The following is a 19,646-nucleotide window of genomic DNA, read 5'->3' as shown; positions in this document are numbered from 1 at the left end:
CTGGATCATCGCAATACGCACTTTGTCTCGGGTTGATCGATGCCGAGCGTGTCGAGCTCCGAGAATTGATGCAAGAAGCCTTCCTGTGGCGACACCGACACGACCGAGCGGGCGTCGCTCAGGAGAATCGGCTGCCGGAGCTGCCAATTCCACGCTCTGAACGTGACCTTCTGGCCCTTGAAAGCGGCAATCGAGAACTGCGGAGACTTGATGTAGTCCGCGATCATCCTGGGGTCGCCGGAGCCTGTCCGCTGGGCCGCCTCGCCGATGATCCTGACCGCCGTCCAGGCCTGCATGTCCTTGGACAACATGCGCCGGCCGCTCGCCTTGACGAAGCGGTTCTGGATCTGCGCAGCACCCCACTGCTCATGCGCAGGATGCCAGCTCGAGGGCATGAGGCCCGCGGATCCGGCAACCGGCCGCGGCACCCAGGTACGATAGGGCAGGTAAGTTGCGAAGACTTCGCTCTCGTCCGCCGCAACCACGACGTCATGATCGGCAGCGCCTTGCGTGAAGACGGGCATCTGCTTTTGTATCTGCACCTGGCCGGTGTCGGTGCGCCGGGCACCGCCAGTGTCCTCGAAGACCCGCTCTTCGACGATTTTAGCGCCGAAACGCTTGGCGGCCCGCCGCAGGGCATCGGCCCACAGCTTGTCCGCCTCATGTGATCCCCTGATCAGGAACCAGTTGCGCCATTGCTTCCAGACGAGATATTGCCCCAGTCCGTCCGCAAGCATCGTACGGGTGGGGGCGGTGTGAAAGACATTGGGGCGGCATTCCTCCTCCCGTAATAGATCATCGGTAGCGCCGGCATTGAAGACGAGCACATTGCGCTCGCGCACCGCATCGGCGATCTTGAGCACCATGGCGGCGGGCAGGTCCACAACGAGATAGGAGTAGCCGGCATCCACGAGCTTTTTCGCGGCGGGAAGCGGATCGTCCTGCGGCGCAATCTTCTCCTCTTCCAGAATGAAACGCTGGTTGAGGAACTTGCCTGTTGTATTGTTGTCATTGATGGCGACCTTGGCGCCGGCGATCCCCTCATCTGGCGGCGGGACATCAAGCACGGACAAAGCGAGTTTCTTTTCATCGAGCCGCAAATATCCAATCCGAAACTCTACGGCTTCACTTGCGCGAGCGCCGAGCGCGCCCAACAACCACAACGCCGTTGCGAAAGTGAGCAAAAGACTGATTCTCTGCCGGCACATCGAAATTCAGTTTCTCCCTTCTACCGGCACTGCGTATCGGAGCGCAGCCTCAGAAGCAGCGAATCTCGGCTTCGGCTTCGGCCCGGCGCAGCTCGTCGGTGGCTTTCCGGGCCGGTTCGCTCTGGCGGAAGATAACGCCCCTCTCGCCGACGACCTGGCCCATCCTCATGAATGTTTCCGCGTTCACATAGTGCTCATAAGGCATTAGCGAGGCGATGACGTCGATCGAGCACGAGCATCTGTCCAGCGCCTCACGCGTCTCGCCGTTCACTTGCATGCAGCCATAGACATAGTCGGCCCTGGCGTTTGTCGGATAATCGTTGAAGGACTGCGCTGCGGCAGGCATCGCCGCGACGAGGGCCACAAGCAGCGTTACAGGCATTCTCATGGCACGCCCTCGCGAAGTTTCGTGGCGTCTTCGCTGTGCTTTTCAAAGCCCCGGTAGTGATAGTCCCCGATAGGCTGGGCGGCGTCGGCGGCGGCGAGGGCTTCGATGCGGGCATGGAACGGCGACTTGCAGCAGACGGGATCCGCCTCCCGGGCGGCGCCCGCGATCGCAAGCGCCTGACATCTGCATCCGCCCCAGTCGATCTCCCGGCGCTCGCAGCTGCGGCAGGGCTCACGCATCCAGCCGATGCCCCGGAACGCATTGAAGGCGGGAGACTCGGCCCAGATTTCCGCGAGGCTCCTGTCTCTGACGTTCCAGAATTCGAGATTCGGGATCGTCTCCGCGGCATGACAGGGCAGCACCTTCCCCGATGGCGTCACATTGAGGGACTGCCGTCCCCATCCGCCCATGCAGGCCTTCGGAAAACGGGCATAATAATCGGGCACGACCGTGTCGATGACGATCGTGCCGGCATATTCCCGACGCAGGCGTTCCACGGTCGCGACCGCCGCAAATGTCTGCTCGCGGGTCGGCATGAGGGACCTGCGGTTTCTGAGCGCCCAGCCGTAATATTGCGCGTGGGCGATCTCCACACGTTTGGCACCGAGATCGACAGCCAATCGGACGAAATCCTCGACCTCAGCGATGTTGCGGCGGTGGATCACCGCATTGAGCGTCAGCGGAATGCCCAGGCGGGTCACCAGTCGCGCCGTTTCGAGCTTGTGAGCAAGTGATCCTTCAAGGCCGCCGATCAGATCGTTCGTCTCGGCCGTCGTCGCCTGAAAGGACAGCTGAACATGGTCAAGACCGACCTCGGCCAGAGCCGTTATCCTCGGCTCGTCAACACCGATTCCCGAAGTGATGAGGTTGGAATAGAGACCAAGATCGGCGCATCCGCGCACAATGGCAGCGAGGTCCTTCCGCGCCGCAGGCTCGCCGCCGGAGAGATGCACCTGTATGACACCGAGCCGGGCTGCCTCGGCCAGCACGCGCAGCCAGGTAGCGGTGTCGAGCTCCTGGGAGCGGCGGTCGAGCTCCACCGGGTTCGAGCAATAGGGGCAGCGCAGCGGGCAGCGATGCGTCAATTCCGCGAGCATTCCCGTCGGCGCTGCCATTCTCTCCGTCATAGGTCGAGCATCCGTTTCGCCGCGAGTCCGTTCAGGAATTCGCGCACGTCCAGCGCTATCTCGCCCCGTTCGGCGTTGAATGACCGGGCGAGATCGTCGATGATCGTATCGAGCGTCGCTTTGCCGTCGCAGCGCTTGAGGATTTCAAGCGCGATGCCGTCAGGCTTGAGGATTCGTTCAGGTGCGAGCAGCATCCACTGCGCGCGAACGTCGTCGTAGCGCAATCGCACCCCGCGCGGGAGCCGCGGAACGACGTCGCCGGAAATCGAAGTTGCGTCGGTCATGACGAGATCTCCGGTTTGAACGCGCCGGGCGGAATGTGGCCCGGCTCGACATAGGCGTGATGGAGCGCGTCAAGCTGCGCCCACAAGACGCTGCATTTGAAGGTGAGGGCGGCGAGAACGGCCTCCTGCTGATCGGGCCGGCGCGCATTCGATTTCACATAATCGAGCGCGAAATCCGCATCGCGGGAAGCCTGGGTCAGGCGCTTGTCGAAATAGGAAAGCGTCTGTCTGGAAATGAAATCGTAGTTCGCGAGCATCCCGCTCACACGCTCGGCAATGATGGTCGGAGCGAACAGCTCGGTGAGCGAGGAGGCGATCGCCTCGAGCAGGCTGCGGTCGCGCACGAAGTGCACATAGGCTTCGACCGCGAAGCGCGTGGCGGGGAGGATGCCACGCGTCGAGGTGACATAACTGCGATCAAGGTCCAGCCCATCGGTAAGCGCCAGCCAGCGGACGATGCCGCCATCATTCTCGCTGTCGCCATCATGATCGATGATGCGCTGGCGCCACACGCGCCGCAATTGCGGATCGGCCATTCTTGCCAGGATAGCCGCGTCCTTCACGGGGATCATGCTCTGATAGTAGTAGCGGTTGAGCGCCCAGGCCTGGACCTGACCGCGATCGAGCTTGCCCGAATGCAGAAGCCTGTGGAACGGATGAAGGTGGTGATAGCGCTCAGCGCCGATCGCGCGCAGCTGCCGTTCAAGCTCGCTCGGGCTCAACAGCGCCGTCACAGCTCGATCTCCATTCCGTCATAGGCGATCTCCCAGCCGGCGGCTTCGGCTTGGCGCCGCTCGGGGGATCCATCGATGAGAACCGGATTGCTGTTGTTGATGTGGGTGAACACCTTGCGTCCGATGCCGAGATCGCCGAGCCGGGCGATCGAACCGTCGGGACCTGACATCGACACATGTCCCATTCGGCGGCCGGTCTTGCTGCCGATCTTATGATGGACCATCTCATCATCCCGCCAGAGCGTGCCGTCAAAGAGGATGAGCGGCGCATTTTTGAGGCGGGCGCGCAGCGCGGCATTGATGTCCGCACAGCCCGGTATGTAAAGGAATTGCGCAGCCTTGCTCGACACTTTGAGGCCGATCGTCGAGCCCGATTCCCCGCCAATCTCGATCTCACCGGATTCGAGATAGAGCGGAACCTTGCCAGGTACGGCGAATGGCTCGATCAAAAGCCCGCCGGCGATGGCGAGCGGCTTGTCGAGCGTGATGCTCTGTCGCGGCACGACGCTTTTGTCGACCACGGCGAACATCTGGTTTCGCGCGATTTCCGCAAGCACGGACTCTGTTCCATAGATCGCAAAGGGCTGGTTTTCCCGCAGACTCAGCAACCCCGCGACATGATCGATATCGCCATTCGTGAGAATTACCCCTTCGATCGGGGAGCCGCGCCTTGTCTTGGGATGGAGCGCACGTGTCTGTATGATTTGCGCCCGGACATCCGGAGAGCAATTGAGCAACACCCAGTTATCGCCATTAGCTGTGACCGCAATAGACGACTGCGTCCGCACGGATACTCTCGGATCGCCCTGCCAGAACAGCGCGCAAACATCGCACCTACAGTTCCACTGCGGGGAGCCTCCCCCGCCGCCGAACCCAGCACGATAATCCGTCCCCGAGCCATCAAAGGATGACTCGGGCATTGCAGTCACATCCGAAATTCAGAGTTCGGCCGGGAAGTAATCGTTGATTTCCAGGCCAATGCACACTTCTTCGATAGTCGGTTTCACCCACTTCATGGTGTATCCTCCATCGCATTCCGCCGTGGCAGGCGGTGCTCGAGCCGACCCTGTTTAACGCAATAAAGTATAGCAGTATTGGCGATCGAGTCCACAGATTGCTCTGAAAATAGCGGTGGTTACGAGGCGGAAGCGCGCTCCGGAGGACGGCACCAGCGGTGGCTCATTTTGATCCATCAAGAGCGCCCGATAGGTCAGTGCGCCTTGGCGGAAACCCGCCAGATCGTTCCGCTGCCGTCCTCGCTCACGAACACCGAGCCGTCCTTGGCAACACCAATGCCAACGGGCCGCCCCCACACCGCCTTGTCGGAAATGACGAAGCCGGTCATGAAGTCCTCATACTCGCCGGTTGGCTTGCCGTCCTTGAAATAGAGCCGGACGACCTTGTAGCCCGTTCGTTTTCCACGATTCCATGAGCCATGCAGCGTGACAAACGCATCTCCCTTGTATTCCGCGGGAAGATTGTCGCCTTCATAGAAGGCAATCCCTAAGGGCGCGGAGTGGGCTTGAATGAAGACGTCCGGGACGGTCACGTGTGAAGCGAGGTCAGGGCGTTCGCCCCTGCGACGCGGATCCTCATGATTTCCGTTATAGTACCAGGGCCAGCCATAGAACGCGCCTTTTTGCACACGCGTCGCATATTCAAACGGGACATTGTCGCCCAGCTCATCGCGCTCGTTGACGACACACCAAAGATCCCCCGTCACGGGTTGCACAGTCAGACCAGAGCAGTTCCGCAGACCAGTGGCGAAGATTCGTTCATTCTTCCCTTGCGGATCAAAGGCGAGAATATCCGCACGCCGCTCCTCCGTGTCCCATGTCGCTCCGAGCGGTCGCGTCTTGCTCCATGCATCAAGCCCACCTTCAATTGGCGGCCAGGGGAACATGTCGAGCGCAACATTGGAGCCTGAGCCAACGGACAGATAGAGCGTGGTCCCGTCGGGTGAAAAGGCAATGTCGCGCGTCCAATGATGGGTCTCCGGAATGTGGTCGACAATCACTTCCGACGGTCCCGAAGCCTGCAGATCGCCATTCTTGTAGGGAAAGCGGACGATGCTCCGGCTATTGGCGATATATATCCACTGTGGGTCCGGTCCCGGCGGGTAGAATGCGATGCCGTAGGGTTGATGAAGCTCCGCCGCAAAGACTTCCGCGCGGCTGGGTTTGGCGGTGCCATCGGGAATGCGGAAAACAAGGATCTGATCCGCCCTGCTGTCAGCGACAAACATGTCTCCATTGGGAGCGAAACGGATCACGCGCGGACTCATGAGGCCCGATGCGACCTTCTCGGCGGCAAGGCCCTCGGGCACGCGCGGAATCGCCCCCGCGGGCATCTCCGATGTGTCGGCAAAGTTGGCGACGGATTTCGCGGTGTTGGCCCGCGGCAGATCACTTGCCCGGAGGTGACGACGCACGCCCGGCGCATCACTGTGCCAATCTCCAAAAGCGGCCTTGCCGGTCTTCACCGGCTCCGCGCCAAAGACCGTCGTGGTCGCGGGCACGAGACCAAGTACCAGACAGACTGGAATGTAATATACGCGCCGCATATGCACAGCGCTCCTCGAGGTGATCGACGCATCCGAGCTCTTGATCAATTCATCGGAGGCGCGTTAGTTCCCTAGTGTCCCGAATCCGAGATTCGCCACAGCCAGCGGGGACCTTCTGCGCGAACTTCGGATTCGGAAAGGCACTAGAAAACTCAATGATTCTAGTGTGCTTTTGAACGCAAAGTTCCTGTCGGTGCGAGCCGCCTGATATCAGGAACTTCGCGTTCAGCACATAGCGTGCGATGCGAAAAAATCGACCCCGATTTTCGCAAGAATCCCGCGTCAACAGGCGCTTTTGCTGACCGAGCTGCCCGGTACCTTACGAACAATCTCTGTTCACTCGCATGTAAATTGCGGGATCTCCAATTGCTGGGACAACGCCCGCATCCGGCCTGAGCTATTTTCGCATCAATTTCGGGGTCGGCACGCGGAGCCACCGCTTGCCATCCTTCTCGCCGTCAAGGATCGCCGAAGGCTTTTGGCGCGAGCGGTTCTTCTCCGGCTTTCACCAGTACCTTCACGGCACGCCGCTCACGGCGATGCTCAGCCTGTTTGAACCGCTTGTCGCTTTCGGCTGTGGTGATGCCGAATATCGCCGTCTTCCTGCGCGAACGTGACATGGAAATGCTCCCCGTTCGTTCCATAGCACAGGCGGCTGTCAGTTCCAGCGCCTAGCTATCCCGTCGACGCGGTCGAGACGGTCGTCACCGCTTCGGGCCGTGCGCATCACTTTCCGAAGGCGTGCCTGCCGATGCCTTGGGGACTGCATTCGCCAGTGACTCCCGAAGCACGAAACGCAGGATTACGCCCAACGAGGCTGCGACTGGAATTGCCACCAGGACTCCGATAAATCCGAACAGCCATCCGAATGCGAACAGGGCGAATATCATCCAGACTGGATTGAGCTTCACGCGGCGGCCGATCAGTCGCGGTGACAGCACGTAGTCAGCAACCATCTCCCCAATGATGAAGACACCGCCGACAAGAGTGACGGGTACCCAGTTCGGCCAGAACTGCGCGATCGCGACACACACCGAAACCATGAAACCAGTCGCAGCACCAAGGTAAGGGACGAAACTGATGAGACCCGCCGCGATACCGATCACGATAGCATGTTTGAGCCCTAGCGCCTGCAAGGCCGAGGCATAGAGCACGGCCAGTACGAGGCAAATGAGGACCTGGCCGCGTACGAATCCCGCGACGGCTTCATGAATTTCACTGCCAAGGGCACGTACGTCCCTGCGGTGCTCGGGCGGAAACCAGTCCAGGATCGTGGCTATCATGCGCTGCCAATCAATGGCCAGGTAGATCGCGATGATGGGGGTAATGATCAGCAGCGATAGCAGGGAGATCAGCGCCAGTCCGCTCGACCACAGAGACCCAAGGAAGTCGTCGAGCCAATTGTCGCTCATCGTCCTCGCGACCTCGGCGGTGGACTGTTCGATTGGAATCTCGCTCCCAAGGACGCTGTGGATCCACGGACCGCTTGCCTCGGCAGCGAGCTGCTGAAGCCGCGTCACATAATGGGGGAATTCCCGGGCGAAGAACCTGATCTCGCCAATGAGGAGCGGCAGCATAACGAGGAGGAAGGCAACGAAGCCGGCAACGAGCGGGATGACCACCGCGAGAGCGGCAGCCGAACGATTTATCCCGAGTCGTTCCAGCCGATCGACCGCCGGCACCAACAGGTAGGCGAGCAACGCACCGACGACGAACGGCAACAGGATCTGACGTAGTAGAACGAGCGAAACCAGGGCGACCGCCGAGACGGCCAGCCAGAATGTGGTCGGTCGCACAAACCTCATCGAGTTTTATCCGCTCGCAAACATCAGATCCACTTACCGGACTGTGTGCCGGGTTGGCCGCGCTAGGGCTGACACATGTGATCCATACCGGCGGATTACCGATCATGGATTTGCGGGGACAATGGAAAGGCACGTCACCCGCGCCACATGGTCGAAGGTTATCGAAGCAGCCAGGCTAGTCTAGTGACCAAAGCCATCATGTACAGCATGGCTGCCTCCCAGATGACGCGAACGCTATGGCTGGGCAATCTTGGTTACCGCCATATTGCGCATCTTGATCGTAATTCCCTCAGGCTGAATGTCGGTGAATTGAGATTGCTTGCCGTACTTCTTCCATTCATAACCAAAACCAGCCATCACAGGGCCGACGACAAAAATGATCCGCTTCGGATTCTTTTTTACACCCGGCTCGCATTGATTATTGATGTAGCAGTGGGGTGCCTGATTTGTCGCAACGGCCTCTGCCGAATAGATGACCTTGTCGTCACAACTGACCTTGATCCATCCATGCTTGTCCGTAGTCCAGCGCACCTTCATCGAAAATGAGACCCACTGACCAAATCGTTCCTTCGGCTGGCATTGATTGCCGAGGAACGTAATGCCGTGGATGGTGTCGACTTTCAACATATAGAGAAAATTGTGGAGGTAAGGGCCCTCCCAACTTGCGATCCGCAGTCGGCTGTCAAGCGCGTCCTCCAAGAATCCTATGGAGTGGTCGTTGTAGAAGCCGCCGTAGGAGAGCGATGGATCAATCCAAATGTCGAAGTGATACTCTAAAGCCGAGTTCAGTCGAGCATCAGGTTGGGTAAATCAAGATCGAACGCACATTTCCATTATAGCAGTCGCTTTCACCTCGCCCGTCACCGTAGTCAACTTTGCTGCACTGCTTGTCCTGAATCCGGAACGTCGTCACCCCGCCTTTGGTCACCGGCCTTACGGCATTGAAGCGGTGGTTGGAAAAGCCCTTCGGATGTGGATCGGCAATACTATCCGAGCTAGGCAGAGCCACAAAGAGCCCCACGACCATCGTGGCGAGTAGATTTCTCATGTTTTTTCCTGCCCTCGCCTCAGGCTGACACGCCAGCGCAAATGGTGTCAACAAGCGCTAAGGTCCCGGCCGCACAATGCCCCGCGCGAACTCCCCGTCAGCCCGTTCCGCCGTTTTTCGGGCTCGCAGGTAGTGGAGCAGCCCTCAACCTTCTTGGCAGTCTGTGACTCGCTTTTCAGACCTACTCCTCAATAACTGCACAATCTGCGCAGCCTGGCCGAATCTTCCGAACCAATCCGCGGACCACTCGACTGCCGGGTGCGAGGACGGTGAGCGCCTATTCGAGGGGCTCTCAAACCAAATCGCCGGAATCCGAAACCTTTCACGATATACACGCGTTCCAGGCGTGCGCCTTAAAACACTAAGGCTACCTGGTGGCTAGCATCCTTCGACCGACGGTCTTATCAAAGCTAAATATTTGATTTGAAAAGTGGTGGCGGACGCAGTCTCATGCGAACCGGTCTCGGCGGGCTACCGCCTCAGAACAGGGAAATTCCGTCAAATATCAGGAAAAACGGCCCTTCGGCGGGACGTTTGTGCGCGGCCTAGTTCAATTTAGAGCCTGATGTCAATGGTTTGCGTCTCCGGAAAACCCCCTTCCTGTTATTCGCCGGAACAGGTGATTTAAGGCCGATATCAGGACGCTCAAGGCCGTTATCAGGTAATTTAGTGCCTGTTACCACACAGCAGGTTGTGGATACCCCCGCTCGAATCCCTTGAACTTGTGTGTCCGCGTTTCATATATCTCGCCCATGACAGCGGATATATCGACGGCCCCTCTTCACCGCCTCGCCATAACCTACCGACCTCCCGGCAGCCTTCTCCCAGATCCCCGCAACGCACGCACCCATTCCAGGCGACAGATCGAGCAGATCCAGGCCTCGATAACGGCCTTCGGCTTTACGAACCCAATCCTGGTCGATCCTGACTCCCAGCTCATCGCCGGCCACGGCCGATTGCTGGCGGCAAAGGCTTTGGGACTCGGCGCGGTTCCGGTCATCGAGATCGCCGGGCTCTCGGAAGACCAGAAGCGGGCCCTTCGGATCGCCGACAACAAGATTGCTCTCAATGCGGGATGGGACCTGGAAATCCTCAAAGAGGAGCTCACCGAGCTGGCTGCGCTCGACGTCACCATCGATCCCACCCTGACCGGCTTTTCCGTCGGAGAAATCGACGTCATCCTGCAAGGGTCGGAAGACCCGGACGATGAGGCCGTACCGGTAGTGCCGGCCATACCTCGGACCCGGCCAGGCGAAATATGGATCCTCGGTGACCATCGAGTGGGATGCGGCGACGCCCGCGATCGGGACTTCGTCCAGCGAGTGGTTGGCGAGGGTAGCAGGGTGGATGCCGCCTTCATGGATCCGCCCTACAATGTGAAGATTAGCGGCCACGCCGTCTCGAAGGGGAGCCACCGCGAATTTGCCATGGCCTCGGGGGAAATGAACGAGGGGGAGTTCCGCGGTTTTCTACTCGATACCCTGGGCACGGCGGTCAATATGTCCCGGGACGGTGCTGTGCACTTTGTCTGCATGGATTGGCGGCATATGGACGAGGTATCGGCCGCCGGACGCGGGCTCTATGGCGCCCTGCTCAATCTCTGCATCTGGAATAAGTCCAATGCCGGCATGGGATCACTTTACCGCTCGAAGCATGAGCTGGTCTTTGTGTATCGGGTCGGGGCCACGGCACATCTCAACAATGTCGAGCTGGGCAAGCATGGTCGCAACAGGACGAATGTGTGGGACTATGCCTCAGTGAACTCCCTGAAAGGCAGTCGAAGGGAGGACCTGGCGCTGCATCCAACAGTGAAGCCGACGGGGCTGGTCGCCGATGCCATTCAGGACGTCACCCGCCGGGGCGACCTGGTTCTTGACCTCTTTCTGGGTTCAGGAACGACGCTGATTGCGGCCGAACGCACGGGACGACGGTTTCGGGGCATCGAGTTCGACCCCGCCTATGTCGATGTAGCGATCACCCGCTGGTCCGAGCGCACTGGCCGCGAGCCGGTACTCGAACGGAATGACAGATGACCAAGAAGCAGCAACCTTCATCAAACCGGGGCTGGTTCCAAAAGGGCCAAAGCGGCAATCCCGGTGGCCGGCCAAGGCAGCGACCGGACGGATCTAACTCCGCCTTTGACATCATCATCAACAGGACGCTCAAGGCATCTCGCAATGGTGTCCCGCAAGAGATTACGGTCGAGGAAGCCCTTCAACAGCGCACCTATCAGGAAGCCCTCGCCGGCAAACGCATGGCAATCCGGGAAGTTATGGGCTGGATCCAGAAGCGGGAGCAGTGGCTGGCCAAGAATGAGCCGGCGCGCGAGCCCAAGGTGTCCATTCTCTACGCGGCCGGGGATCCCGACAACGCTGATCAGGCCCTTGTGCTGCTCGGTATCGCCCGCGAGGTGCCTGAGCTGTACCCACACAAAGGAGATAATCGTCCGCCGCTTCGGCTGGAAAGTTGGGCGGTCAAGGCCGCCCTCCGGCGTCGACGCGGCGCGACGGCGCTGACAAAGAAAGATATCGAGGAGATCCGTCGCTGTACGCATGATGACGGAACACTCAAGCTGCCCGAGGGCGTCGATAAATGACGGGAGAGGATCGAGACGAGTTCCCTAAATCCGAGAAAATCGGCTATCGCAATCCCCCACCGTCGACGCGTTTTCGGAAAGGTCAGAGCGGCAATCCTCGCGGTCGGCCAAAGGGCCGTCATCGGCAGGCCCCTTATGATGCGGTTCTTGGTCAGATGGTAACCGTCCGCGAGGCCGGAGCCGAGCGGTGCGTCACCGCAGCGGAAGCCTTTCTTTTGCAAATCACCAAGCGTGGGCTCGAGGGTGACAGCGCTGCTGCCCGCGCAACCATTCGCGCGCTTGACGAACTGAGGGACAAGCGAATTATTGATCAGCCTGGTAAGTTGGCGGTTAGAGTGCGGTTTGTCGCTCCCGGCAGCGTGAATTCGGCGCTCGAGCCGTTGCGCATGGCAAAGCTGATTGATGGTTATCGCGACACCGCCCGCATTCTGCTCGAGCCCTGGCTTGTCGAAGCGGCTTTGGCGCGCCTTGGCGAGCGCCGTCTTACCCGCGAAGAACAGCAGATCGTGCTCCGAGCCACACGCGTGCCACACAAGGTCAAATGGCCGAAGTGGTGGACTGAACTTCCGACTAGCTGAACGGGAACTGGTTTCCGCAAGAAATGCCATGCCGCTCTCTGGTTCGAAGCGGCAACAATGCATTTACCATCGTGCTTACAACCCTCATGGCGGCAGCTGGCTCATGGCCCTATGAGTGATCTCGTAATGCGCTGGAACACCTCCAGTCGATTCGATGAAAAGGTGCAGGCCTATGAACAGGCAGCCGATGCTCAATGGTTGTGACGTCTTCGGCGGATGCTCGTGCCAGGTAGATCATAAGCAACGCAATGGATCGGATAAGGGGCTAATCTCGATCGCGACGGTCCAGCGTGATGATCGCTTACTGCTGCCGCCCGCAGAAGCACATCACGGCATCCTCTGCATACTCATCAAACAAGCGGCTTCGCCCTCATCGAGGGTAGCCCATGGGTCAGCATATATGAGCGCTGTTGCGTGCTTTCTGTAAATCAACCCACCTTAATCTTCCGAGCTTTTGCTGTGTCGGCTTTGGGCAGAACGAGCGTCATCACGCCATCTTTCAGCTCTGCGCTGATTCCGTCTTGTTTGATCTTGCTCGAGATCTCGAAGCTGCGAGCATAATTGCCAATGTTGTATTCGGTATAGACTGGTTGCAACTCCTGGTATTTTGAAAAGTCAATCCGCCCCTCGATTGTCAAAACATCATTCTCGACCATGACGTCCACGTTCTGCTTGTCAACGCCGGGCATCTCCAGAACCACTGTCAGGGCTTCGTCGGTCTCGAAGATATCGGTCACCGGCAAGAATACGCGTGCAGGTATCGTGCGTTCTTGCTTCTTCTCAACTTCACGTTTCTGTTGAACGCTCAGTTCTTGTTCAACCATGGTAGCGTCTCCCATTAATCGTCATGAGACCTTAATCGCTCGCGGCTTCTGGCTTTCCGCCCGCGGTATGAATAGAGCGAGCAACTTTAGCCAGAGACGCGATATCAGGCACTTCGAACGCGCGCGTGTCGATCATACTGATGATCTCTGCCGCCTTGACCCGGGTCAGCTGCCGGCTGACGGTATCGATTGTCAGCCCCGGATAGTCGGCTATATCTGGACACTTGAGGGACAGTGACCGTCTGCCCATCGTGGTTCTAACAATCGGCGACCAGGCGCGATCCCTCTGCTGGACTTCATGATCAGTTTCTCGCTTGCCTGGCATAGTAGTCTCCCTGCATGGGTCCGAGTTTGCTACTGACCATTGCGTAGGCTACAGAGGTATTGGAGATGGCGCGGTAAAAATTAACTAATTCGTCCCATGGATCCGCGATCCGTTGTAGTCCGGAAATGAATACGACGAGCGTTCCGACCTCGGTTTTGCCAGTGATGACGAGATAGCCCCCAACGGTTACCACTATCAACGGCCCAAGGTTTGCAAGAAAATTCCCAAGTTCGGAGAGGAAATATTTTCGCAAGTAAATCCAGACGCGCACTCGATAGAGTCGATCGATGAGCGCGCTTCCGGCATTTCGAAGAATCCGTTCATGCCGCTCGTCGCCATGCTCAGCAATATGACCAAGGAACCGCGTAAGTCTGATCCGCAGGCGAGCCAATCGGTTAATCTTATGCTGTACGCTTGGCACTAGCACCATCTGGGGGAGATAAACGACTATCGCGAGCATGGCGATCTCAGGCTGCACCCATAGGAGATAGCCGACCACGTAGAGTATGGTACCACCGCTGAGCATCGGAACCGCGAAGGCATCGCCAGCAAAGCCGCTCATATCTTCTGTTTCCGCAGATAATATCGAGACTAGTGTTGCACCAGTCACCTGGCTTCGTGACTTCTTTGCCCCTCCGGACATCTCGATTGCCTTTACCATCACGCGGCGGCGGATATCGCGGGCGATTGTTTCGATTGCGATACCCTTTGTCATGTTGAGAGTATACTTGAACGCGCATTTTACGCAGATTACAGCAAGATAGGCAGCGCCGAGCATCGTCAGCAGACGCAAGTTTCGCTGCGTAACTGCCTCATCGACCATGCGCCGCTGCAGTTCGAGGTACGCCATCGGAAGCGGCGCCAGTACCATCGTCAGTATACAGATAAGTATTTGCGAGGATTGGCTCGTGTGCCAAACATAGCGGTATAACGCGCCGACCGGTATCCCCGAACTCATCCCATGACTGTGCGCAAGCACCATCGTAACCTCTGAGAACTGGATCTTCGGCAGATATGCCTATTTGGGGATAATGGCAAGTGGCGCTATGATTACGACGACAAACAGCGGGAGAAATCTTGTAATATTGAAGATAGGAGAATTCGCGTGCGTCGCTGGGCAATTGCGCTGTTTATGGTGGTGACATTTGGCGCCGCGCCGCGGGCAGGCTTGGCCGGTTGCTCCGACTATCCCGCTCCCGGGGTGAATTGGTCGGGCTGTTCGAAGGTGAACCGCATGATGGCGGGATATGACTTTCGAGGCGCCAACTTGGAAAATGCCGATCTCAGCCGGAGCGACCTTACGGGCGCCATTTTCATCGGCGCTAATCTGAGTAAGACAAATCTTTCCCGCGCGCAGCTCAAGGGGGCCATGTTGACTGGCGCAGTCCTTGAAAAGGCGACGCTTGATCGAGCGTTGCTCGCCGGCGCTGATCTTCGCGATGCCAGGCTTGAAGGAGCGAGTCTCGATCGCGCCAACTTAACGGAAGCGATACTTATCGGAACCAACGTGCAGAAGGCGGCGCTGGGACGAACCATTCTTATTGGAGCTGACTTGACCCGCGCGGATCTGAGTGGAGCATTTCTGGGTCGTGCCGACTTGCGGCGCGCAAAGCTCACTGAGGCCAATATGAAAAATGCAACACTGCTATTTGCCGATTTGCGCGACACGGACTTGTCGGAAGCAGTCAATCTGGCTGAAGCACAACTCAACGGGGCCTGCGGTAACGCAATGACCAAATTGCCAGCAACTATGGTTGCCCCAGGCACTTGGCAATGCGCCGGCCGCGAATAGAGGGCACACGACGCGGAACCATACCGTGCCACGGCCATCCTGTCATCGCTGGCCGCATGGAATGAAGCACGCCTTGCAGCGCGTCACTATCTTTACCATCAGTCGCGACATTTCGAAGGTAGTTGACGAGGGCTTACTGGACAATCAACGCACACGTCGCATGAGGACGGCGGAGCGCCGGGTACCGGACGTGGCGAAGCTCACGGCGGCGTGGCGCTTGGCCGACATCGAGTGCGTCGACGAACCGGCGGGCGGCGTGAAAGGACAATACATAGACAATCAGTACCCAGCCCAAGCTCACGAGACTTGCAAGAACGACAAGCGAGAACAGAAGCTTATGCTCCGACATTAATTCCTCCCTCAATTCCATTAGGGTAGAGTGCCCTCACTGCGTCGACTGCGGTTGTCGGAGTTGTGCTTGTTTGTGTCATTGTGTGTCCATCGTTGATGACCACATAGACGGTCATCCCCCCGGGCTATGCCGATAGCGCTGAGCCGCAGGGTCTAAAGCGCTTTGAAAAGGAAGAAACACCTTAATCACGGCCACTTATCGCTTCATCGCAGGATCTTTTGTCTGGAATGGGCACCTTGTATGATGGCTCAGGATGCGCTGCAAAAACCCCAACCATAGCAATCGCGGCCGGCCGTCAGGCGCGGGAACATGCCGCATGTACGTCCTGCTCTTCGCCTCAACCGTGATGACGACAACGTCAATGGCCGCGACGGCAGCGGCAGGAGGGTTCGCCGTTCGCGCGCAATCCGCGTACGGAGAGGGCTCGAGCTTTGCAGGCATGGCCGCCCCCGAGCATTCGATAAGCTCATTATTTTGGAACCCGGCGGCAGCAACTATCGTGACTGGCATAACCGTCGAGGGTAACTTGGCGGTTGTCTTCCCGAATTCGGAGCTTGACGTCGACCCTACGCTTTCCACGCTCACAACGCTTGGCATCACAGGTACTGGCGGAGACGTCGGCGAGACCGGCATTGTACCTACGACCTACTTCGCAACGCCCCTTACTGATAAGGTCTATCTTGGCGTGAGCGTCACAGCGCCGTTTGGCCTCGCTTCAAGTTCGAATGAGCCGTGGGTAGGGATGTTCAGCCATCTTGAGGCAGACGCGTTGTCGCTCAATGTCAGTCCGATACTCGGCATCAAGCTTAACGACATGTTCAGTATCGCATTCGGCACGCAAATCCAGTACTTCGAAATCGACATTAAAACGGCTCTTGCACCGACCGCTTCGCCACCACGGCAACGGTTGGAGGGGGATGACGTTGGCGTGGGTTTCGTTGCCGGCGTGACGTACACGCCCCTGGACGGTACAATAGTGGGTATTGGCTATCGTTCGAAACTCAAATATTCACTGCAAGGCAGTCAGAGTTTCGATATCCCCATTGTTACAAGCATCGGCGCAATTCCCGCAGGAACATTTCCTGTTTCTGCCGAGGTTACATTACCTGAATCCATCTCAATCGGTGTACGTCAACGGGTCAACGAGACGTTCACGGTCATGGCTGGCATGGAGTGGACGAATTGGAGCCGCATGCAGATTGTTCCACTTAAGGGCTCGCCCGCTGGTTCTAGCCTGACTTTCAACTACGAGGATGGTTGGATCTTCTCGCTCGGAGCCGACTACAACATTAACAATGATCTGACGTTCAGGGCCGGTCTCAGCTATGAAATCACACCAACAATTGACCAAGCACGGTCCATGAGATTGCCGGATGCCGACCGTATTTGGGCTAGCGTTGGTGCAAGCTACAAATGTGACGAACGGCTTTCAATTGACGTTGGCTATACGCATCTTTTCGTCGAGGACGCCCCAGTCGACGAGACGACTTTCGGCATCCGCTATGCCGGCACCTCCCAAGGCAGCGTCGACACTATCTCAGTTGGCCTACGTTACCGTTTGCCCTAAGGCGTTGGCGGCACGTAAGGAGCCATCACGATATGGGCGCCAAAAACCACACGTGATAGGACCTCTATTGCGAATTCCTTCCCTGCCAACTTATCAGGAAAGACTGAGAAGCGGCCTGTTTCTTGGTGTCGGACGCCCGGCGACGCTGACATAGAAGCATGCGGCGGAAACGCCATGTCTTTCTGAATTATCTTTCCTTATCTAAATTAGCCGGCCAACCACCCGGCAGGACAGCCACACCGAACACCCTTTCGACGCCAAATTCGAAGCGAGTTTAACCGGCCTCTATGGCCCATCCTCGAAAGATCTATGGCGCAGGGACTCGAACTGCCCCTGACTTGGGTCAGACGCTTATATCCTGTCCGGCACTTCCACCAGGCCTGCGCTGGGAACCGAGAACGTGCGTATTTCGCCTATATTGACGACCAAATCGTGAGTTGATTTCGATGCCTTTTAGCGGCGATGGAGACGCGGCGAGGTCCCCGTGAAAATTGACCCAAGTCAAAGCGCTTTCCTTCCAACACTCTCAAAGTTATGCAAGAAAGGAGGCTCGTCATGCGCGCACCAAGGACACTCTACATAATCGCGGATGGCGGTCGTGTTCGCTATATCGAGCGCATTGGCCCCAACCATTTCAAGACGTTTCGGAAATTCGTCTCGGCCCACATACATGAGAAATCATCCGAGCTCGCCCGCGACAGGCCGGGACGTGTCTGTGAGAGCGGATCGCCTACCCGGCATGCCGTAGAAACGCGCAGCGACCCGCGCGACAAGGTCGAAGCGGACTTCATACGGGCCCTTGCCGCCGATCTTCGCGAAGACGAGACGGTCGCTAGCTTTGACAAACTGGTTTTCGCCGCTCCGGCTAGGCTGGCGAAGGTGCTCCGAGGCTCCTTATCGCCCGCGCTCACGGCAAAACTCGCCGAATGTATCGATAAGGATCTCACCAAGATTCCAGACGATAATCTGAATCTGCATCTGCCGGTGATTCTCACTTTCACAGCCGCCACTGATGCTACCCCCCGCTGAGGAGATGCCCGATGTCCCCGACGAAACCGGACCTGCACACTGGTGCGCATTTTCCTAAAGGCTTTTCGAGAATCAGGCTTCGTCTTGCACGGGAACATGATCACCCCCAGGGAAACCACGAGCATGGCTACGATCTGGTTATCCCGCTTGACAAGACCGGCCGGATCGATGGCGAGCTGTGGAAATCCCACCGAGATCTTTGCCGCGTCGTCCACTACTGCTCCCACGAAGAGCATGACGTCGGCCACATGGTTCGCCGTCCTGGTGGTCAGTGGGCCTTCCATTACGACATAAAGGGTGGCGATAAGGACGTCGCCGGATATCATTTTGCCGACGAGCGCTTTGTCGTCGGTGAGTATATTTCGGTCATCGAGGACAACAGACCGCACACTTATCGTGTGATCACTGTTGAAAGACTGTGAAAGACTGTGATCGTATCACACGCCATGACCCTGGTTGAATATGGTCAGCCGCTAATTATGCGCGAGCGCCCGATGCCCATTCCGCGACGTGGCGAGGTTCGTGTCAGAGTGAGTGCCTGCGGTGTTTGCCGGACCGATCTTCATGTTGTCGACGGTGAATTGCCCAGGGCACCGCTCCCTCTCGTACCCGGCCACGAGATCGTGGGCTACGTAGAAGAACTCGGCCCCGACGTCCGCAGTTTGGAGCTGCATCAGCGGGTCGGCGTTCCTTGGCTCGGCTTCACGTGCGGCAAATGCGCTTATTGCGTGGCCGGGCAGGAGAATCTCTGCGACCATCCACTGTTCACCGGTTACACGCGGGATGGCGGATATGCAACGCACGCCCTCGCAGACGCCCGCTACGTCTTCGCCCTGCCAGAGGGAAAGTCGAATCCGGCCCTGGCGCCGCTGCTGTGCGCCGGTCTGATCGGCTGGCGCTCTCTTCGGATGGCGGGCGATGCTAAGCGCCTGGGACTGTACGGCTTCGGGGCTGCCGCCCATATCATCGCGCAAGTTGCAAAATCGGAAGGAAGACGTATTTTCGCCTTCACACGCACCGGCGATGTGGAAAGCCAGTCATTTGCGCGCCAACTTGGAGCCGTCTGGGCCGGCGCGTCCGATGAGACGCCCCCTGAGCTCCTCGATGCCGCCATAATATTTGCGCCGATCGGTGCCCTCGTACCACGCGCGCTCAAGGCGGTGCGCAAGGGTGGCCGCGTCGTATGCGCAGGCATTCACATGAGTGATATTCCAAGCTTTCCCTACAGACTACTCTGGGAAGAGCGTCAAATCGTCTCCGTCGCCAATTTGACGCGTGAGGACGGCGACAGCTTCTTCCGGCTGGTTCCGCAGATCGGGATTGAGACGCAGGTGTCCACATACGTGCTTGCTGAAGCCAATCAGGCCCTGGCGGACCTTCGCGAGGGCCGATTGATCGGGGCTGCGGTACTGACGATGTGAAGGGA

At 58.3% G+C, this 19,646-nt stretch carries 20 protein-coding genes and 2 pseudogenes; 8 read left to right on the top strand and 14 right to left on the bottom strand.

What is annotated here, in order from left to right; all coding sequences use genetic code 11:
* Positions 1-5: 5 nt before the first annotated feature.
* The 11 genes and pseudogenes from G5V57_RS12110 to G5V57_RS12055 form a co-directional block, all read right to left on the bottom strand.
* The gene (locus tag G5V57_RS12110) at positions 6-1,208 is read right to left on the bottom strand and encodes an ABC transporter substrate-binding protein (RefSeq protein ID WP_165167760.1); all 1,203 of its coding nucleotides are present in this window, start codon (positions 1,206-1,208) and stop codon (positions 6-8) included.
* A gap of 49 nt (positions 1,209-1,257) precedes the next feature.
* Complete coding sequence (locus tag G5V57_RS12105; protein ID WP_246737686.1) at positions 1,258-1,590, bottom strand: hypothetical protein; 333 nt, start codon at positions 1,588-1,590, stop codon at positions 1,258-1,260.
* A 2-nt stretch (positions 1,591-1,592) separates the two neighbouring features.
* Entirely contained in the window at positions 1,593-2,723 is a 1,131-nt protein-coding gene (pqqE, locus tag G5V57_RS12100; RefSeq protein ID WP_165167758.1) for a pyrroloquinoline quinone biosynthesis protein PqqE, read from the bottom strand.
* Positions 2,720-3,741: pseudogene (gene pqqC / locus G5V57_RS12090) on the bottom strand (pyrroloquinoline-quinone synthase PqqC). The gene pqqE and the pseudogene pqqC overlap by 4 nt, the downstream one beginning before the upstream one ends.
* Positions 3,738-4,642: pseudogene (gene pqqB, locus G5V57_RS12085) on the bottom strand (pyrroloquinoline quinone biosynthesis protein PqqB). The pseudogenes pqqC and pqqB overlap by 4 nt, the downstream one beginning before the upstream one ends.
* Positions 4,643-4,679: 37 nt before the next feature.
* Entirely contained in the window at positions 4,680-4,757 is a 78-nt protein-coding gene (gene pqqA, locus G5V57_RS35195; protein WP_119272414.1) for a pyrroloquinoline quinone precursor peptide PqqA, read from the bottom strand.
* Positions 4,758-4,951: 194 nt separating this feature from the next.
* Positions 4,952-6,304 carry a sorbosone dehydrogenase family protein gene (locus G5V57_RS12075; protein WP_165167754.1) on the bottom strand — a complete coding sequence of 451 codons (1,353 nt, stop codon included), beginning with the start codon at positions 6,302-6,304 and terminating at the stop codon, positions 4,952-4,954.
* 458 nt (positions 6,305-6,762) lie between these two features.
* Positions 6,763-6,924 carry a hypothetical protein gene (locus tag G5V57_RS12070; RefSeq protein WP_165167753.1) on the bottom strand — a complete coding sequence of 54 codons (162 nt, stop codon included), beginning with the start codon at positions 6,922-6,924 and terminating at the stop codon, positions 6,763-6,765.
* 84 nt (positions 6,925-7,008) lie between these two features.
* On the bottom strand, positions 7,009-8,109 hold the full coding sequence (locus tag G5V57_RS12065) for an AI-2E family transporter (RefSeq protein WP_165167752.1): 1,101 nt from the start codon (positions 8,107-8,109) through the stop codon (positions 7,009-7,011).
* Between the two features lie 234 nt (positions 8,110-8,343).
* Positions 8,344-8,736 (bottom strand): hypothetical protein, encoded by a 393-nt coding sequence (locus tag G5V57_RS12060; RefSeq protein ID WP_165167751.1) that lies wholly within the window; start codon positions 8,734-8,736, stop codon positions 8,344-8,346.
* Positions 8,737-8,905: 169 nt separating this feature from the next.
* Positions 8,906-9,157 carry a hypothetical protein gene (locus tag G5V57_RS12055; protein ID WP_165167750.1) on the bottom strand — a complete coding sequence of 84 codons (252 nt, stop codon included), beginning with the start codon at positions 9,155-9,157 and terminating at the stop codon, positions 8,906-8,908.
* Positions 9,158-9,909: 752 nt separating this feature from the next.
* Here G5V57_RS12055 and G5V57_RS12050 point away from each other — a divergent pair.
* From G5V57_RS12050 to G5V57_RS12040, 3 genes are read left to right on the top strand one after another with little or no spacing between them, the layout of a single operon-like run.
* Positions 9,910-11,190, top strand: a complete 1,281-nt coding sequence (locus G5V57_RS12050) for a DNA methyltransferase (protein ID WP_165167749.1) — start codon at positions 9,910-9,912, stop codon at positions 11,188-11,190.
* On the top strand, positions 11,187-11,753 hold the full coding sequence (locus G5V57_RS12045; protein WP_165167748.1) for a DUF5681 domain-containing protein: 567 nt from the start codon (positions 11,187-11,189) through the stop codon (positions 11,751-11,753). The genes G5V57_RS12050 and G5V57_RS12045 overlap by 4 nt, the downstream gene beginning before the upstream one ends.
* Positions 11,750-12,331 (top strand): DUF5681 domain-containing protein, encoded by a 582-nt coding sequence (locus tag G5V57_RS12040; RefSeq protein WP_165167747.1) that lies wholly within the window; start codon positions 11,750-11,752, stop codon positions 12,329-12,331. The genes G5V57_RS12045 and G5V57_RS12040 overlap by 4 nt, the downstream gene beginning before the upstream one ends.
* 428 nt (positions 12,332-12,759) lie before the next feature.
* On the opposite strand, the gene G5V57_RS12035 is transcribed toward G5V57_RS12040, so the two are convergent.
* Genes G5V57_RS12035 through G5V57_RS12025 form a run of 3 tightly spaced genes read right to left on the bottom strand, consistent with a single transcriptional unit; the run spans position 12,760 to position 14,462 of the window.
* Complete coding sequence (locus G5V57_RS12035) at positions 12,760-13,155, bottom strand: Hsp20/alpha crystallin family protein (protein WP_165167746.1); 396 nt, start codon at positions 13,153-13,155, stop codon at positions 12,760-12,762.
* Between the two features lie 31 nt (positions 13,156-13,186).
* Positions 13,187-13,480 carry a helix-turn-helix domain-containing protein gene (locus G5V57_RS12030; protein WP_165167745.1) on the bottom strand — a complete coding sequence of 98 codons (294 nt, stop codon included), beginning with the start codon at positions 13,478-13,480 and terminating at the stop codon, positions 13,187-13,189.
* Entirely contained in the window at positions 13,458-14,462 is a 1,005-nt protein-coding gene (locus tag G5V57_RS12025; protein ID WP_165167744.1) for an ABC transporter ATP-binding protein, read from the bottom strand. Before G5V57_RS12025 ends, G5V57_RS12030 begins: the two co-directional genes overlap by 23 nt.
* Positions 14,463-14,585: 123 nt before the next feature.
* Between G5V57_RS12025 and G5V57_RS12020 the strand changes: the two genes are divergently transcribed.
* From G5V57_RS12020 to G5V57_RS12000, 5 genes are all read left to right on the top strand, one after another.
* A complete protein-coding gene (locus tag G5V57_RS12020) occupies positions 14,586-15,272 on the top strand; it encodes a pentapeptide repeat-containing protein (protein ID WP_165167743.1) in 687 nt (228 codons plus the stop codon).
* 668 nt (positions 15,273-15,940) lie between these two features.
* A complete protein-coding gene (locus G5V57_RS12015; RefSeq protein ID WP_165167742.1) occupies positions 15,941-17,191 on the top strand; it encodes an OmpP1/FadL family transporter in 1,251 nt (416 codons plus the stop codon).
* A 555-nt stretch (positions 17,192-17,746) separates the two neighbouring features.
* On the top strand, positions 17,747-18,220 hold the full coding sequence (locus G5V57_RS12010; RefSeq protein ID WP_165167741.1) for a host attachment protein: 474 nt from the start codon (positions 17,747-17,749) through the stop codon (positions 18,218-18,220).
* 11 nt (positions 18,221-18,231) lie between these two features.
* The gene (locus tag G5V57_RS12005; RefSeq protein ID WP_165167740.1) at positions 18,232-18,642 is read left to right on the top strand and encodes a hypothetical protein; all 411 of its coding nucleotides are present in this window, start codon (positions 18,232-18,234) and stop codon (positions 18,640-18,642) included.
* A gap of 24 nt (positions 18,643-18,666) precedes the next feature.
* The gene (locus tag G5V57_RS12000) at positions 18,667-19,641 is read left to right on the top strand and encodes a zinc-dependent alcohol dehydrogenase family protein (protein ID WP_165167739.1); all 975 of its coding nucleotides are present in this window, start codon (positions 18,667-18,669) and stop codon (positions 19,639-19,641) included.
* Positions 19,642-19,646: the final 5 nt, after the last annotated feature.

The organism is Nordella sp. HKS 07 (assembly GCF_011046735.1).
Taxonomy (GTDB): domain Bacteria; phylum Pseudomonadota; class Alphaproteobacteria; order Rhizobiales; family Aestuariivirgaceae; genus Taklimakanibacter.
The sequence above is the reverse complement of the archived record's forward strand: the minus strand, read 5'-3'. Positions and strand labels throughout refer to the sequence as shown.

Coding starts and splice junctions, on each gene's coding strand:
- G5V57_RS12110 (WP_165167760.1), bottom strand. CDS start 1,208: ATGTGCCGGCAGAGAATCAGTCTTTTGCTCACTTTCGCAACGGCGTTG.
- G5V57_RS12105 (WP_246737686.1), bottom strand. CDS start 1,590: ATGCCTGTAACGCTGCTTGTGGCCCTCGTCGCGGCGATGCCTGCCGCA.
- pqqE (WP_165167758.1), bottom strand. CDS start 2,723: ATGACGGAGAGAATGGCAGCGCCGACGGGAATGCTCGCGGAATTGACG.
- pqqA (WP_119272414.1), bottom strand. CDS start 4,757: ATGAAGTGGGTGAAACCGACTATCGAAGAAGTGTGCATTGGCCTGGAA.
- G5V57_RS12075 (WP_165167754.1), bottom strand. CDS start 6,304: ATGCGGCGCGTATATTACATTCCAGTCTGTCTGGTACTTGGTCTCGTG.
- G5V57_RS12070 (WP_165167753.1), bottom strand. CDS start 6,924: ATGTCACGTTCGCGCAGGAAGACGGCGATATTCGGCATCACCACAGCC.
- G5V57_RS12065 (WP_165167752.1), bottom strand. CDS start 8,109: ATGAGGTTTGTGCGACCGACCACATTCTGGCTGGCCGTCTCGGCGGTC.
- G5V57_RS12060 (WP_165167751.1), bottom strand. CDS start 8,736: ATGTTGAAAGTCGACACCATCCACGGCATTACGTTCCTCGGCAATCAA.
- G5V57_RS12055 (WP_165167750.1), bottom strand. CDS start 9,157: ATGAGAAATCTACTCGCCACGATGGTCGTGGGGCTCTTTGTGGCTCTG.
- G5V57_RS12050 (WP_165167749.1), top strand. CDS start 9,910: ATGACAGCGGATATATCGACGGCCCCTCTTCACCGCCTCGCCATAACC.
- G5V57_RS12045 (WP_165167748.1), top strand. CDS start 11,187: ATGACCAAGAAGCAGCAACCTTCATCAAACCGGGGCTGGTTCCAAAAG.
- G5V57_RS12040 (WP_165167747.1), top strand. CDS start 11,750: ATGACGGGAGAGGATCGAGACGAGTTCCCTAAATCCGAGAAAATCGGC.
- G5V57_RS12035 (WP_165167746.1), bottom strand. CDS start 13,155: ATGGTTGAACAAGAACTGAGCGTTCAACAGAAACGTGAAGTTGAGAAG.
- G5V57_RS12030 (WP_165167745.1), bottom strand. CDS start 13,480: ATGCCAGGCAAGCGAGAAACTGATCATGAAGTCCAGCAGAGGGATCGC.
- G5V57_RS12025 (WP_165167744.1), bottom strand. CDS start 14,462: ATGGTGCTTGCGCACAGTCATGGGATGAGTTCGGGGATACCGGTCGGC.
- G5V57_RS12015 (WP_165167742.1), top strand. CDS start 15,941: ATGTACGTCCTGCTCTTCGCCTCAACCGTGATGACGACAACGTCAATG.
- G5V57_RS12010 (WP_165167741.1), top strand. CDS start 17,747: ATGCGCGCACCAAGGACACTCTACATAATCGCGGATGGCGGTCGTGTT.
- G5V57_RS12005 (WP_165167740.1), top strand. CDS start 18,232: ATGTCCCCGACGAAACCGGACCTGCACACTGGTGCGCATTTTCCTAAA.
- G5V57_RS12000 (WP_165167739.1), top strand. CDS start 18,667: ATGACCCTGGTTGAATATGGTCAGCCGCTAATTATGCGCGAGCGCCCG.